General features: G+C 46.9%; 19 protein-coding genes. 12 read left to right on the top strand and 7 right to left on the bottom strand.

What is annotated here, in order from left to right; all coding sequences use genetic code 11:
* The first annotated feature begins 43 nt into the window (after window positions 1-43).
* The 4 genes from ACNA6I_RS09210 (at window position 44) to ACNA6I_RS09195 (ending at window position 5469) form a co-directional block, all read left to right on the top strand.
* Window positions 44-1243: a metallophosphoesterase family protein gene (locus ACNA6I_RS09210; RefSeq protein ID WP_048004411.1), complete on the top strand. Its 1200-nt coding sequence runs from the start codon at window positions 44-46 to the stop codon at window positions 1241-1243.
* On the top strand, window positions 1200-4193 hold the full coding sequence (locus ACNA6I_RS09205) for an ATP-binding protein (protein WP_063191412.1): 2994 nt from the start codon (window positions 1200-1202) through the stop codon (window positions 4191-4193). The genes ACNA6I_RS09210 and ACNA6I_RS09205 overlap by 44 nt, the downstream gene beginning before the upstream one ends.
* Before the next feature lie 42 nt (window positions 4194-4235).
* Window positions 4236-5177: a 3'-5' exoribonuclease YhaM gene (gene yhaM / locus ACNA6I_RS09200; RefSeq protein WP_048004409.1), complete on the top strand. Its 942-nt coding sequence runs from the start codon at window positions 4236-4238 to the stop codon at window positions 5175-5177.
* A 115-nt stretch (window positions 5178-5292) separates the two neighbouring features.
* Complete coding sequence (locus ACNA6I_RS09195) at window positions 5293-5469, top strand: sporulation YhaL family protein (RefSeq protein WP_082139209.1); 177 nt, start codon at window positions 5293-5295, stop codon at window positions 5467-5469.
* A 57-nt stretch (window positions 5470-5526) separates the two neighbouring features.
* Here ACNA6I_RS09195 and ACNA6I_RS09190 read toward each other — a convergent pair whose 3' ends face one another.
* Entirely contained in the window at window positions 5527-6471 is a 945-nt protein-coding gene (locus ACNA6I_RS09190) for a peptidylprolyl isomerase (protein ID WP_048012932.1), read from the bottom strand.
* Between the two features lie 185 nt (window positions 6472-6656).
* Between ACNA6I_RS09190 and ACNA6I_RS09185 the strand changes: the two genes are divergently transcribed.
* From ACNA6I_RS09185 to ACNA6I_RS09175, 3 genes are all read left to right on the top strand, one after another.
* Window positions 6657-6743 carry a YjcZ family sporulation protein gene (locus tag ACNA6I_RS09185; protein ID WP_048004408.1) on the top strand — a complete coding sequence of 29 codons (87 nt, stop codon included), beginning with the start codon at window positions 6657-6659 and terminating at the stop codon, window positions 6741-6743.
* Window positions 6744-6824: 81 nt separating this feature from the next.
* Entirely contained in the window at window positions 6825-6908 is an 84-nt protein-coding gene (locus tag ACNA6I_RS09180; protein WP_032089274.1) for a YjcZ family sporulation protein, read from the top strand.
* A 120-nt stretch (window positions 6909-7028) separates the two neighbouring features.
* Window positions 7029-7121, top strand: a complete 93-nt coding sequence (locus tag ACNA6I_RS09175; RefSeq protein WP_082139208.1) for a YjcZ family sporulation protein — start codon at window positions 7029-7031, stop codon at window positions 7119-7121.
* 590 nt (window positions 7122-7711) lie between these two features.
* Here ACNA6I_RS09175 and ACNA6I_RS09170 read toward each other — a convergent pair.
* Both ACNA6I_RS09170 and ACNA6I_RS09165 read right to left on the bottom strand, forming a co-directional pair.
* The gene (locus ACNA6I_RS09170; protein WP_048004407.1) at window positions 7712-7900 is read right to left on the bottom strand and encodes a hypothetical protein; all 189 of its coding nucleotides are present in this window, start codon (window positions 7898-7900) and stop codon (window positions 7712-7714) included.
* A 182-nt stretch (window positions 7901-8082) separates the two neighbouring features.
* Complete coding sequence (locus tag ACNA6I_RS09165; RefSeq protein WP_063191411.1) at window positions 8083-8619, bottom strand: DUF3267 domain-containing protein; 537 nt, start codon at window positions 8617-8619, stop codon at window positions 8083-8085.
* 224 nt (window positions 8620-8843) lie between these two features.
* Here ACNA6I_RS09165 and ACNA6I_RS09160 point away from each other — a divergent pair, with 224 nt between their 5' ends.
* A complete protein-coding gene (locus ACNA6I_RS09160; RefSeq protein WP_048004553.1) occupies window positions 8844-9173 on the top strand; it encodes a DUF1878 family protein in 330 nt (109 codons plus the stop codon).
* On the opposite strand, the gene ACNA6I_RS09155 is transcribed toward ACNA6I_RS09160, so the two are convergent.
* On the bottom strand, window positions 9157-9750 hold the full coding sequence (locus ACNA6I_RS09155) for an HTH-type transcriptional regulator Hpr (RefSeq protein ID WP_048004405.1): 594 nt from the start codon (window positions 9748-9750) through the stop codon (window positions 9157-9159). The genes ACNA6I_RS09160 and ACNA6I_RS09155 overlap by 17 nt on opposite strands.
* Window positions 9751-9978: 228 nt before the next feature.
* Window positions 9979-10353: a YtxH domain-containing protein gene (locus ACNA6I_RS09150; protein ID WP_048004404.1), complete on the bottom strand. Its 375-nt coding sequence runs from the start codon at window positions 10351-10353 to the stop codon at window positions 9979-9981.
* Window positions 10354-10494: 141 nt separating this feature from the next.
* Here ACNA6I_RS09150 and ACNA6I_RS09145 point away from each other — a divergent pair, with 141 nt between their 5' ends.
* Window positions 10495-10689, top strand: a complete 195-nt coding sequence (locus ACNA6I_RS09145) for a hypothetical protein (protein ID WP_048004403.1) — start codon at window positions 10495-10497, stop codon at window positions 10687-10689.
* Between the two features lie 26 nt (window positions 10690-10715).
* Here the strand turns inward: ACNA6I_RS09145 and ACNA6I_RS09140 are convergent, their stop codons facing one another.
* Window positions 10716-11252, bottom strand: coding sequence for a tryptophan transporter (locus ACNA6I_RS09140; protein ID WP_048004402.1), 537 nt, complete (start codon window positions 11250-11252; stop codon window positions 10716-10718).
* 122 nt (window positions 11253-11374) lie between these two features.
* On the bottom strand, window positions 11375-11794 hold the full coding sequence (locus ACNA6I_RS09135) for an HIT family protein (protein ID WP_048004401.1): 420 nt from the start codon (window positions 11792-11794) through the stop codon (window positions 11375-11377).
* Window positions 11795-11834: 40 nt separating this feature from the next.
* Here ACNA6I_RS09135 and ACNA6I_RS09130 point away from each other — a divergent pair, with 40 nt between their 5' ends.
* The 3 genes from ACNA6I_RS09130 to ACNA6I_RS09120 all read left to right on the top strand — a co-directional run bounded on the left by ACNA6I_RS09130 (window position 11835) and on the right by ACNA6I_RS09120 (window position 14349).
* On the top strand, window positions 11835-11987 hold the full coding sequence (locus tag ACNA6I_RS09130) for a hypothetical protein (protein WP_156183352.1): 153 nt from the start codon (window positions 11835-11837) through the stop codon (window positions 11985-11987).
* A gap of 396 nt (window positions 11988-12383) precedes the next feature.
* Window positions 12384-13127 (top strand): ABC transporter ATP-binding protein, encoded by a 744-nt coding sequence (locus ACNA6I_RS09125; RefSeq protein ID WP_048004400.1) that lies wholly within the window; start codon window positions 12384-12386, stop codon window positions 13125-13127.
* Window positions 13117-14349 (top strand): ABC transporter permease, encoded by a 1233-nt coding sequence (locus ACNA6I_RS09120; RefSeq protein WP_416313186.1) that lies wholly within the window; start codon window positions 13117-13119, stop codon window positions 14347-14349. The genes ACNA6I_RS09125 and ACNA6I_RS09120 overlap by 11 nt, the downstream gene beginning before the upstream one ends.
* The last annotated feature ends 9 nt before the right edge of the window (window positions 14350-14358 follow it).

Below are 14358 nucleotides of genomic sequence, written 5' to 3'. Positions count from 1 at the left end.
TGGGTAGTATTAGAACATATATTCGTAATTTTGGAGGGGAACCATGAAGAAAATCCGGTTTCTGCACGCTGCCGATCTGCATCTGGACAGTCCGTTCAAAGGGCTGAAGAACTTGCCTGCAGCACGGTTCAAAAACATACAGGGAAGCACTTTTGCTTCTTTTGAAAGACTGATTGACGAAGCCCTAAAAAGGGAGGTCGACTTCGTGCTCATCAGCGGGGATCTCTTTGATGAAGAGGATCGAAGTATCCGGGCGCAGGCAAGGCTTGTGCAACAGTTCGATCGTCTGGAAGGGAAAGGGATCCCCGTTTTCATCATCCATGGGAATCATGATCACCTTGGGGGATTCAGGGTTCAGCTGGATATGCCACCCCATGTACATATCTTCTCAGATAAGCCCGAGTGGAAACACCTAAGGACGAAGGAGGGTGCCGATGTCTCCATTGCCGGGTTCAGCTATGGAAGCCGGCATATCCATGAGAGGATGATCCCCCATTACCCAACGGCTGTGGGCGACGGGTATAGGATCGCTCTGCTACATGGAAGTGAAGGGAGCATCGAAGCGGACCATGAACCCTATGCCCCCTTCACCATCAAGGAACTGCTCGGGAAGGGATATCATTACTGGGCGCTGGGTCATATACACAAGCGGCAGATCCTCCATAAGGACCCTTACATTGTATATCCGGGGAATATACAGGGAAGGCACAGGAAAGAAACCGGCCCTAAAGGCTGTTACGAAGTCGAGATGGAAGGGGACCGTACCGAGCTGACCTTCATACCCGTACAGGAAGTCGAATGGGTGCAAAAATCCGTATCACTCGATGGGGTCACCCGTTTTGGCGAACTGTACAATCGGATCAGGGAGGCTGTGGATTCGTGCGGGGAAGCCATGATTGAACTCCGTTTGGAAGGAAAGGGCAGCATGGGGGAAGAGGAATGGAGGAGGATCCAGAACGGTGAAGTTTTGGACACGATTCAATCGGCAATGGAAGATGAGCAGGGGATCAAGTGGGTGCATCGTGTGTCCTTTGAAGAAGAGAAACTAATTCTTGACGAGCACGATCCATTCAGCAAAGTCATGTTTGAAATGCTTGATGAGCTGGAGCAGGGGGACTGGTCATCATCCCTTTCAGAGCTGATGGACCATCCGCTGATCTATAAGCATGGTCTTCAGGTGGATCAAGAGGTCTTTCACGATGTCAGAAAGCTCCTCGGCACCCCGATCAAGGAAGGAAGGTGAGCGCATGAAAGTGACGGGAATCCATATCTATGCATATGGGAAACTGATAAATCGCCGCTATACCATGAAAGAATTGCAAGTGATCTTTGGAGAGAACGAGGCGGGTAAATCGACGATCATGTCGTTCATCCATAGCGTCCTCTTCGGCTTTCCCACCAAGCAGCAGTCACTCCCACGGTATGAACCGAAAACCTCCTCGGAATATGGAGGCTTTCTCCTGGTGAGCACTCCTTCCGAAGGGGAGATCCGGATTGAAAGGAAGAGGGGTGGGCCTGCCGCAGGAACCGTTACCCTTCAATATGAAGATGGAAGAGTAGAAGGGGAGGAAGGTCTTCACCGGTTACTCGGTACCATTGACCGAAGAACCTACGGAAACATTTTTTCTTTTGACCTCGAGGGTCTTCAGGGGATCCACCGATTGAAAAAGGAAGACCTTAACCGCTTCTTATTCTCTGCAGGATCCACCGGGACGGATTCACTCATGCAGATGGAGCAGGCCTGGAAGAAAGAACAGGAACAGCTTTTTAAACGATCCGGGCGCAAACCTGTGATCAACGCCCTCTTCGCTGAACTCACGTCACTCGAAAAAAAACTGAAGGAAGCGAAAGGGCGCAATGACCGCTATGCCCCCCTCCATGTGGAAAAAGAAGAAGCCGGCACAAGGATTGAACAACTTGATCAAAAGCTGAAGGTACTGCAGGAAAGAAAACATGCCCTTGTGCAGATCCGGGAAAACTGGGATGCCCTCAGCGAAAGAGTGTACACATCGGAGAGGCTCGAGCAAATTGATGACTTCCCATTCCCTGAAAAGGGTCTCCACCGCCTAGATGAGTGCAAGCGGGAGATCAGGAAGGTGGAAGCCCAGATTGAAACCCTGCAGCACAAGAGGGATATCTTCCTGGAAAGGCTGGAAGGAGACCCGATCGTCGGTGAGGGAGAAAGAAGCTTCCTGGAAGAGAAGGTGGCATCACAGACGAGTTTCCAAAAATGGATCCATGATCTTGAGGATCACCGAAGGGAAGTCGCGGCGATTGAAAGCGGGATCCGCGAAATCAGGAGGGAGCTCTCCTTGAGTATGGAAGTCGAGGAGGCTGCTTCCATCAACATCAGCTTCTCGATGAATGAGAGAATCAATGATGCAATCGAAGAAAAGACGGAGATCCTCCATGAACGGGAGCATAATCGGAAGAAAAGGGCGGAGGCACAAGCGATCAGAGAACGGATTGAGCGTGATTGCGACGCCGCAGAGAGTCGATTGATGGAGGAGGAGGCCTTTCAGGATCTCCAGCGGAAAATGAAGAAAGGGCTGTCCGAGGGGCAGAGAACTTGGCTCAGGGACCGATTGGGAGAAGAGGAGAGGATGCTGGCGGGCGATCGGAAGACATATGTGGGACAGAAAAAGATCACGTTTTCCCTTCTTTTCATCGGACTGATTCTGACGCTATGGGGGATGTGGTCGGGAAGCTGGATCATGTTCCTTGCCTTGCTGCCGGGCTTCATGAGCATGTTTTCCCTGAAGCAGTCCAGATCGCGCATCATTGCACGCGAAAAAAGGCTTCAGTCCATGGAACGACCCGAGGGAGAGGCATCTTCCGACTCGCAACGACTCTATGATGAACAGCTTGAGTACCGCAGTCAATGGAAGCAGCTCATACTGAAGCTTGAAGAGACGGAAGGTTCGCTTGCAGGCATCATGGAAGAAGAACGGTACCTGGAAGACAGGCTGAAGAAAGTCGATGACGGGCTTGCAGCTATCGTTTCGGAGCTTCGACTCCCTGTTGACTTTCAATGGAAATGGCTAAGGGAAGCTTATACAAGGCTGAAGGAACTTGTGACCCTCCATGACCGGATGACGATCCTCCATGACGAAATCCGAGGGGCTGAATCCAGAATAGAAGCTTATACAGGGGAATGCAGAGAGTGGTTCAACCGTCACGGAATCGAAGCTGTACCATTGGAAGAGATCCACGGGAAGATGAAGGAGCTCTTGAAGCAGATGGACAAAGAAGAGCTGAAGAGGAATCACGCCAAAGAAGAGATTGCCCAGATCCGGATGGATATGCAAAGCCTCGAAATCGAACGGAGCAAACTGGAAGAAGAAGTGCGGGATCTTTTCTCATATGCGGGAACTGAGACGGAGGAAGCCTACAGGAGGACCGGTCAGCTTGCCGAAGAAAAACGGGAACTGTTGCAGGCCTACAGATTTATGGAAAAACGATTCCAACCTGATATCCTGTCCGCTTTTACGGAATTCGCATCAAAAGACGTCGTCGAAAAAGAAATCCTGCTCGTTTCCAATGAGATCGACGAATGTTCCCGCAGCATTTCTACCCTGCAGGAGAAGGCAGCGACACTTGCATATGAACTTCAAGTTCTAGAGGAAGGAACCGAGTATTCCGTCCTCTTGCAACAGTTCGAAGGGAAAAAGGCCGAAATCCTAGAGAAGATCCAGAGATGGTCGGCTGTCACCTTGGCGAGGACGGCATTGGAAAATACGATGGAGCATTACCAGCAGACGAAGATGCCGAGGCTGATCGGGGAGGCAGAGCAATACTTCCTTAAGCTCACTAATGGACGATATAGGAAGATCCATGTGACCGATGAGGAAATGATTACGGTTGCCAGGGAAGACGGCCAGGTGTTTCAGGCCGTGGAACTCAGTCAGGGAACGAAGGAGCAACTGTATATCGCCATCCGTTTCGCGCTGATATCTTCCCTGAAAGAAATCTATGATCTTCCCGTCATCATCGATGATGCAGCAGTGAACTTTGACGAAGGCAGAACCACTGCATTCATTGAAGCGCTGGTCAAGCTGTCAAAGAACCATCAAGTACTGTATTTTACCTGTCATCAGGCAGTAGTGGAAACATTCGAGACGGCAGAAGTCATAAAATTGGATGAGAAGACAATTGAGGTGGGTCTCGACGAGTCAAGGCGGGTGCCACTGTGATATACTTGAAACAGTAGACTGAAAGAGAACGGGGGAACAACTATGTCTGGAATTACGACCTATGCAGTCGGTGAAACCATCGATTTGCATTTATTGATCAAACAGATGACAAAAGGCACAACAAATACAGGAAAGCCCTTCCTGACCATCATTCTGCAGGATAAGAGCGGAGATATCGAAGCGAAGCTGTGGGATGCCTCTGAACAGGATGAAAAAGCCTATCAGCCTGAGACGATTGTAAAGGTAGTCGGGGATATCCACAACTATCGAGGGAAGAACCAGCTGAAAATCAAACAGATTCGCCCGGTGTCACCGGGAGATGGTTTTTCCATTGCTGATTTCCTTGAGACTGCCCCGGTAAGCATTGATGAAATGAGCAGCAAGATCACCCAATACATCTTCGAAATGCGCAATCCAAATATTCAGCGGATCACCCGCCATCTCATCAAAAAATATCAGAAGGACTTCCTTGAATATCCTGCGGCAACGAAGAATCACCATGAGTTCGTATCAGGTCTTGCCTATCATGTGGTCTCCATGCTTGATCTGTCAAAAGCCATCGCAGGGTTATACCCGACGCTTGATTCCGACCTGTTATATGCAGGTGTGATCCTTCACGATCTTGGTAAGGTGATTGAACTGTCCGGCCCGACTTCAACCACCTACACAATCGAGGGGAACCTGATCGGGCATATCTCCATCATGGTGAATGAAATCGGCAAAGCGGCCGATGAGCTGGGCATAGAAGGAGAAGAGGTCATGATCCTTCAACATATGGTCCTCAGCCACCATGGTAAGGCAGAATGGGGCAGCCCGAAACCTCCATTGATCCGTGAAGCAGAAATCCTTCACTATATCGATAACGTGGATGCGAAGATGAACATGCTCGACAGGGTCCTATCAAGGACGAAACCAGGTGAGTATACGGAGAGGGTCTTTGCCCTAGACAACCGATCCTTCTATAAACCAACATTCCATGAATGAACATGAAGCCCGGTCCTGCGACCGGGCTTTTTGCTGTCTGAAAAATTTATCGTCATAAGCAGGCAATCCTCTTCATATGGTGAAGTAAGGACAAACCTATAAGGAGATGAAGCAGATGACATTACCGATTTGGATGTACTTCATTGTGGCAGGGATCTTCGTCAGTGCGTTCATGACCATCAGGTCGGCCAGGCAGGAAAAGGCCCAGGAGGATGAGTGGATCGCGAAAGAGGGCGAGGTGTACATCACCCGCATGGAAGAGGAAAAAGAGCGGAGGCGCATGTCCTCCTGATATGATATCAAAGAAAAAAGACAGTCGGAGAATCTCCTGACTGTCTTTTTTTGTAGGTTATTCTTTTGTATCGGAATCGGTCGTTCCATTGCCTTCAGGAGCGGCAGCGTCCGGTGCTGGAGTACCGTTCAGTACTTGTTCGAATGCATCTTTAAGATCTTTGTCTTTGATCTTAAGGTCTGCTTTTTCGATTTCGTCCTTCATGGATTCCTGAATTTTAGCCTGATCCACTTTTGAAAGTTTAAGCTCCTGTTCAAGATCTTTTTTCATATCGTTGAATGGTTTCTTTTCTTTCGTATCTGTCACTTCAATGATGTGGTAGCCATAATCTGTTTTCACAGGTTCACTGACCTCACCTTTTTTCAGGGAGTCAAGGGCTTTGGAGAACTCAGGTACAAAGCTTTGACGTCCTGCATTATCAACCCATCCGAGGCTGCCTCCGTTAGCGGCAGAAGCGGTGTCGGTTGAATACTCGCTTGCAAGGTCTTCGAATTTATCACCGTCGGCCAACTTCTTTTTGACTTCTTTCGCGGTCTTTTCGTCTTCCACGAGGATGTGTCTCACTTCGATCGGAGCTTTCCAGTTTTCGTAATATTCCTTGAGTTCTTTGTCAGTGACTTTGACATCTGAAGTAGCGGCCTTCTCTTGAAGGAGCTGAAGCTTCAAATACTCTTTAAAGGATTTCTCATCAAGATTGTACTGTTGAAGGAACATATCGAATTGGTCACCGAGTTGTTCTTTCGCTTCGTCCATTTTTTTGTTGATTTCATCTTTCGATACATCATACTTCTCATCGAGCACTTTTGTATAGACAAGTTCTTGTAGGGCTTGTTCCATTTGTGGGGTGAACTTTTGTTTCGCTGAATCATACAGTTCTTCCTTGGTGATATCCCCGGCTTTGGTTGTTGCAACTACATCTTTATCATCTGCCCCATTACCGCTGCAACCTGCTAGTCCCACGGCACCGGCAACAAGTGATACGGAAAGGATCCACTTCTTCATGGTGATCAACTCCTAAGCTATTTTCAGTCGTGCTTGGCTAAAATCTACAACCCATACTATATCACACTTTTTGGATGAAAAAAAATAATTTCCAAACTATTCTTGAGAAAAATAGGCAGATAACATACCCAATTCCCAGATTCGTTCATATGATATCAGCGAAGAGAGAAAAGGAGGTAATGATCATGAGCTGTGGATACAATTCAGGATTTGCATTGCTTGTTGTATTGTTCATCTTATTAATCATCGTTGGTGCCGCGTTTATTTGCTAATAAGAAATATGACAATAGCCTAAAACCATTAGACGTCTACTTGAATATAATGCATTAGCGCTTCAAAGGAGGTGGAACGTAATGGGTAACGCATACGGCGGAGGTTTCGCGTTAATTGTTGTACTGTTCATCTTGTTGATCATTGTAGGTGCAGCTTGGCTATAAGATAGCCAAAAATACCAGGAATTGACGGATCAGGATCAAAGAGGGGGCATTACCTGCAGCAAAGTCCCCTTTTTGCCTATCTCATCCGATGCTTCTCATACATGAAAGGAGGAAGCGCATATGTCAGGTGCTTACGGGTATGGCGGAGGTTTCGCTCTAATCGTTGTTCTATTCATCTTGCTTATCATCATCGGTGCAGCATACGTTTGCTAATTAAGTGAATAGGATCGAAATAGCTTGTTAGGCTGCTGTGAGTATTCACGGCAGTTTTTCATTAGAAGGGAAGCACGCAGAAGGAAAGATGATTCCTTCTGCAGGCTTCCGGTTTTCATCTGAAATGAAGTAAACCCCCCGAAGAGTCGTTTATGACGATCCGGGGGGTTTGTCTTTTAGTTGGCTTGGTAAAGAAGTTCGCTTCTTTTTTTGTCCAGCTCCGGCGGGTTGACCCTCGAGGTCATAAGCTAAAGACCTCAAAAAGGCCAAGAACGCCTTTCCGAGGTCTTTATCTTATGCTTGTCGGGTCGGTGCAACCCGCCTCCGCTTTTCTTTCTGTCCAGCTCCAGGGGCTTGAGGCTCGAGGTCATAAGCAAAGCCACCCAAAAAGGCCAAGAACGCCTTTCCGGGTGGCTCGTCTTATGCTTGTCGCCTCAGGGCGAGCCCCTTCCGCATTTCTATGTGTCCAGCTCCGGCGGGTTGACCCTCGAGGTCATAAGCAAAGCCACCCATAAAGGCAAGGAACGCCTTTCCGGGTGGCTTTGCTTATGCTTGTCGGGTCAGGGCGACCCGCCTCCGCTTTTCTTTGTCTATGTAAATAAAATTTCCACATAAGATGAAATCAGCAGTATGGTGATGAGGATGTTGATGGTTCTGTATACTTTCGGCTGACGTTCTTCGGGTATTTCCTTTTGTGCACAGAGTGCGAAGGTCATTCTGTTGATATTGAACAGAATGAACAGTGCGAATACGATAAACATGATAAATACGGTGATCATCCAGGTCCCTCCCCGTTCTCTCCTATATGCTATACAATACCAAATTAATGGGGTGATTGGTAGGGCGAGTATTGACGAAAGGTTGGAAACTAAGCTCTTTTCGTATTCGTGTTCGTGCATAAAGCCTCTGTTTTCGATGAAGAGCAGGAATACGAAAATAGCCTAGTGAGGGGGACGACCCCTCATTGTTCAATCAATATCTCATATCCATCCTCATTTTCCTCGATTATCGCCCTCCTTGGAGAAAAGAGCAGTGTCCTTACACAGAGAAAATCGATTAAGCAGATGCCCGTATGGAAGGCAGTCAGCATGATGAAGTAATGGGAGTAATGAGGAAAATGGAAGCAACCGAACATCAGGAATGAATTGAGTACAAAGAATGGGGCGGTCAATGCCATCCCGTATCTCCATTTGGTGATGGGCACATTCAATCTGAGCGTCACGGTCGGTAAGATCCCTATCTGTCTTCTCAGCGTGCATGTCATATTCCGTGCACAGTGCAAGACCGGCAGTGCGTGGCAGATCTTATGCAAGGGATAGATGCTCAACAACCCTGCAAAAAAGAGCAGGATATGATGATCATAAAATACACGATGGTTCAATACATTAATCGGCACGTATATAAATGAGAATACCATCATCATCACGATGGATGAAAGTAAAAAGACTCGATGATATCCGAAATGCTTTTCTTTATCAACAGATTTCCAGCAGTGCATAGCATGTATCCTCCAGCAGGTGTTCAATATGGTGAAAAGCGCCTTACATACTTTATTATGATTGGTGCTGAAAATCAATACTTTTTTACAGGAGGACGGGTGCTGTCGTTCTTGAAGATAAGATGGAGTTGTTCAGAAGGGAGTCTAAGGATTATTAAGAGACAGTGTGCGGAATGTTTTGTACAATGGAAAAGAGAAACTATGCATATGGATTGGTGATTGGAATGGATGATCTGTTAAGAAGAGTGGAGAAGCTGGAATACTATCAAAGGCTCATGTTGGAGCTTATGCCGGGGCATACGATTTTATTTTACCGGGAGGTCATGATGGCAGGCCTTGATGAAGGGGATGTGAAGGCATTCTTCCAGTTATGTGAGGGATTGAACAATAAATGTCAAAAACAAAAAGCGGAAGGGTTTGTTTATTTTACTCCGCTTTTTAAAGAATTTGAACGTCGGATCGATCACAGGCTTACGATCGAGAGGGTCATCGAGGGGTGCCTCAACCAAGGAATATATCCTTCACTCATGACCCAGCTCAGGAAATGTCTTTAGAACTTTCTAAGTCATCTTCTTCCTGAAAAAGTTCAGTCAGTTTTCCATTATCATCGGAGAAATCATTTTTGATGTTGTCGAATGACTTCTCGAAGATCTCCATGAAATCATTCCCGTAGATGTTACGCACCACACTCATCATTTCGATCATTTCCGGGAATTTTCCGTATAGCTCCCTCAGTGGGGATACCCCTTGGAAAATCGCGTGATGGTCCGGATCGTAATTCTTCATGGAATCGAGGAGAATGCGTTCTCCCTTCTCAGTCAGCCGGATATACGTGTTCCGTTTATCGTTTTCCCTTTTTGAAAACTCCAGCAGTTCCCGCTCCTCTAATTTCTTGGAAAAATTAAATGCCGTGGATACATGCATGACACCGAATTTGGCTACATCTGATATGGAAGCACCTTTTAGATGGTAAGCGATCCAGAGAATATGGTGTTCATTGATGTTGAGATCATACGGCTTGATCCATTGCTGCCAGTCCTTTTCGATGGCTTTCCACAGCGCTTTACTGAGCTGTGCCATCCGCTGGCTGAAGAGCATTGCCTCTTTTAATGTGAATTCTCTTTCCTTCATCTCTTTCACCCACTTTACTAAAAAATCTTTTCCCCATTTCTTTATCCTTTGAAGCACCAGGATGTTAAAAAGAAAGCGCTTATATTTTATTATGCCAATAAAGTAATGAATAATAAAGTCTAAATTCACAAAATTTTTAGAAGTACATGCAGGAAATTGAAAAACCCGCATCTCAAACTCCTTCATGTTTTTGGAACATACAAGGTGGATACGGGCTTTCCCTATGGATTACTTTGGTTGGGAGGAACCTGGGAGATCGATGGATTTTTCGAGATCTTCAATCGTTTGCCTCACGGTTTCGATTTCTTTTTGCAGGCGCTCGTTATTTGGAGCGGTCGATATTTGCCACTCTTTAATAGAAGCCTGCAGATCTTTCGAAAGCTGAAGAACGGTTTCCTTGCTTTCCTGAGAAAGCGTTCCGATAGATTCCTTCAGTTCATTGGCGCGCTCTTTTAAGTCTTCCAGTGTCAGCTTCCATTCATTCTGCTTATCTTTCAGTTTCCCCCTCAATTCCTTCCCTGAAGAAGGGGCTGAAAGAAGGGAGCCGGCACCTGCGACGATGCCACCAACGATCAAACCGTACATCAATGATTTCACTTTCATGCTCTTCACCTCTGATTGCTTGGTAGTATTATTATTCTACAAAAGATGTAGATATCCTTTTCCCTATTGTAACAGTTTGAAACGGGATTGTTCATAAGTATTCGAATGGGCGCATACGAATAAGGGAGAGGAGGGGGAAGAATGGACGGGATCATTTTCGGTTTCTTTGCTCTCAGTGTGATTTTGGTGATCAGTATGGTGTACAATATTATGAGTTTTCAAAGACCGGGAATCTATCCCCCTAAGAGTATTTTGAAGAAGAGGGCGGGGATGATGGGAACGGCGGGAGCGGCTTCCTTAGTGATCGGAAGCATCCTTTGGTGGATTGCTTCATAAAAAAAAGGCCCAAAGGGGGCCTTTTTTTATTGAAGCTGATCTGATGTGACCGCTTCGCTTATGGAAGAACGCTTTAAGATTCCGTTGATGATCGGGTATACGACGAACATTGCACCGGCATTGACGACGGTAGCAGGCAGTACGACTGCTGCGAACAGGGCGATGAATGCTCCAGGAAGTCCGACGATGACTGAAGCTGAACCAAGGAAGATGGCTCCGGAAACGAGTGTTCCGATGGCTGTCAGTACGATTGCTCCCAAAATGGATCGGGAGTACTTTCTTGTAAGCAAGAATAATCCGTAAAAAACAAAAGCAGTCACGGGCTTGTCGATCAGGTTCGGGAGGAATCCTCCAGGGAACTGGGTGGTTAATCCGGAAATGACACCGGTCAACAGTCCCACAAGCAGTACATTCTTCTTGGCAGGGAACAGCATGATCCCTAAAAACATCATCGTAAGCATCATGTCCGGCTTCATCCCGAGGAAGATCCCTGGGATTACGGCATGCAGTGCAGTTCCGATCCCGATCAATAGTGATAGGGATACCAGCGTTTTTGTATTCATTTTCATCTCTCCTCAACTCGTCTATGCTTTCTCTGCTCCTCCTGATGTGCACTATTGCCATCAGCGAAAAGTTAGGACTATTATAACACAACGGGCCCTTATGTCAACGGACCTGTTCCTTCTCAAATATGGCCAGAGATGGATGCGGCAATTTCCTTCAGGTCATGGGAGGTGTAGTCGTCTGTATGGGTCTTCCATACGGCGCCGAATCCGTCGCCTTCACCGTAGCGCGGGATGAGATGCAGGTGGAAATGAAACACGGATTGGCCTGCTGCTTCCCCTGTGTTGCTGAGGAGGTTCAGCCCGATGGGTTGGAACGCTTCCTTGATGGCAGACGCCACTTTCGGAGCCGCCTGGAACACGTGCCCGGCCGCTTCCGGGGAGAGCTCATAGACGTTTTCCATATGTTGCTTCGGGATGATCAGTGTGTGACCTTTCGTCACTTGACTGATATCAAGGAAGGCAAGCACGTTTTCATCTTCATATACTTTTGTGGATGGGATTTCCCCATCGATGATCTTGCAAAAAATACAATCGCTCATTGTATATCCACCCTTCAATATGTAGTAGTTGTATTTTATCATGGGTGCAGATATAAATGAAGAAGAGACGGGAACGAATGTCCCGCCTCTCCACGTAGGGGTTGTGCTTCCTGATGCTTTTCGTAAAGTCGGCGATTCCATTCAGCAGGTGAACGGAACGATCCTATCGCAATTGATTTTTATAAAATCTTGAGCGTCTTGGACAACCACCTCATTTGACGGTTTGCATACATACGAATGACTCGTGCAATGTGACCATCTCCATCTCCTTATATCACGTAAAGCGAATAAGTTTTTGGGTATACGTCAACTTGTTCTTTAACAAACACCTCATTTGTCTGAATGAATGGTGAATGAATGTCATTCACTAAAGAAGAGCATAAATGCTGCAACAATTAGTGAAATTCGGATCCTGGTCTTTAACAACCACCCCGTTTTTCTTATTGCCTTACCCCTACAACTATAGGATGACCCGTTTGAAGGTATTTATTTGTACTAGATAATGGAAAAGTTATTGATCAAACATGCCTTCATAACGGAATTTTGATAAAATGAAGCAAAGACTGTGAAGAGAAAGGACGTTTTAGCCTTGGCATTATTGGAAATCAACCATTTGATTGGTGGATATACACGTAAGCCTGTATTAAAAGATATTTCCTTCTCAATCGGATCCAATGAAATCGTAGGACTGATCGGATTGAACGGGGCAGGGAAAAGTACGACGATCAAGCATATCATCGGACTGATGGAAGCGAAGCAGGGAGAGGTGTCCATCAACGGGAAGACCCTGAAGAAAGATCCCGAGCTGTATCGTAAACAATTTTCCTACATTCCAGAGACACCGATCCTCTATGACGAGCTCACCCTTGAAGAGCATTTAAGGTTGACTGCCATGGCATACGGATTGACCGAAGAGGAGTATTCCGAGCGTCTACCCGGGTTGCTGAGAGCCTACAGGATGGAAAAGAAACTGAAGTGGTTCCCTGCCCATTTCTCCAAGGGGATGAAGCAAAAGGTGATGATCATGTGTGCGTTCCTGATCCAACCGAGTCTGTACATCATTGATGAGCCATTCGTAGGGCTGGACCCGCTCGGCATCCAGTCACTTCTCGATTCCATGGAGGAGATGAAAGCGACAGGAGCCGGCATCCTCATGTCCACTCACATCCTGGCGACGGCCGAACGATATTGTGATTCGTTCGTCATCCTGCACGAAGGGAAGATCCGTGCAAAAGGGACCCTTGAAGATTTACGGAGGGAATTCACGATGCCCGGAGCAACACTTGACGATATTTACATTCAACTGACAAAGGAAGAATCGGATGATGAATAATGTAAATGGGATTTGGAAGCAACGGGTGACGGAATATACCCTTGAGCTTCAAAAATATCTGAAGTACATGTTCAATGATCACCTTTTGTTTGTCTTGATCTTCGCATTCGGCGGTGGGGCCTATACATACAACCAATGGGTCAAGACATTGGATCCGTCATTCCCTGCCCCCATGATCATGGCTCTCTTGTTGGGACTGGTTCTGGCATGGAGCCCGGTATATACCTTCCTGCGCGAAGCAGATGCAGTGTTCCTTCTGCCCCTTGAAAAGAAATTGAAGGGCTACTTCACGAAAAGTCTCTGGGTCAGCTTTGGTTTCCAATCCTATATCCAGCTTCTCGTGCTCGCTGCCATGATGCCCATGTATGTGGCCGTGACGGGAAAGGGGTTCGGCACCTTTTTCCCTCTGTTGATCATCGTCCTTGCTGTGAAATGGTGGAACCTCCTCATGAGGTGGCAGATTCTCCGCTTCCAAGAGAGGGGTGTCCATTTCACCGATTCGTTCTTCCGTTTTCTATTGAGTGGCACCATCATGTATCTCATCCTATCTGGGGCTCACCTGTGGGTCATTGCAACGATTGCCGTCATCCAGTTGCTGTATGTGGGGTATTTCATGCAGATTGCCAAAGGCAAAAACCTGAAATGGGATCTGCTGATCACCCTTGAGCAGCAGCGGATGCTTGTGTTCTACCGCATGGCGAATATGTTTACAGATGTCCCAAAATTAAAAGGAAAGGTCCATCGGAGGAAATGGCTCGATGCCCTATTGCCGGACACAATGGACCAGCGGAAGTCATACCGCTATCTGTATATCAGATCGTTGGTCAGGACAAGTGAATATTCTGGCCTTTATATCAGGTTGACCCTCATCGGCGCCATTTTGATCTATAGCAATCCGTCCTTGATCTTCGGACCAATTGCCGGCCTCCTTTTCATGTATTTGACCGGTTTCCAGCTCATCCCTCTGTTCAAGAGATTTGACTATAAGATATGGGTGCTTCTTTATCCGGTACCCCGGGAGCTGAAGGAGTCATCGTTTCAAACCGTCATCTCACAGACGCTCTTCATCCAGGCGTTCATCTTCTCTATCCCATTATTGGCAAGGGGGGAATGGATGGGGGGAGTGATCCTGCTCGCTGCGGGATGTGTCTTTTCGCTTCTGTTCAGCCGTCACTATCTGGTGGGAAGGTTGAAAAAAATGCAGGATCCCCTTCACTCGTGAAACCATCTT

This window comes from Rossellomorea sp. FS2 (genome assembly GCF_047915635.1).
Classification (GTDB): Bacteria; Bacillota; Bacilli; order Bacillales; family Bacillaceae_B; genus Rossellomorea; species Rossellomorea marisflavi_A.
Note: the sequence above shows the minus strand (reverse complement) of the source record. Positions and strands in the feature narration are given on the sequence as shown.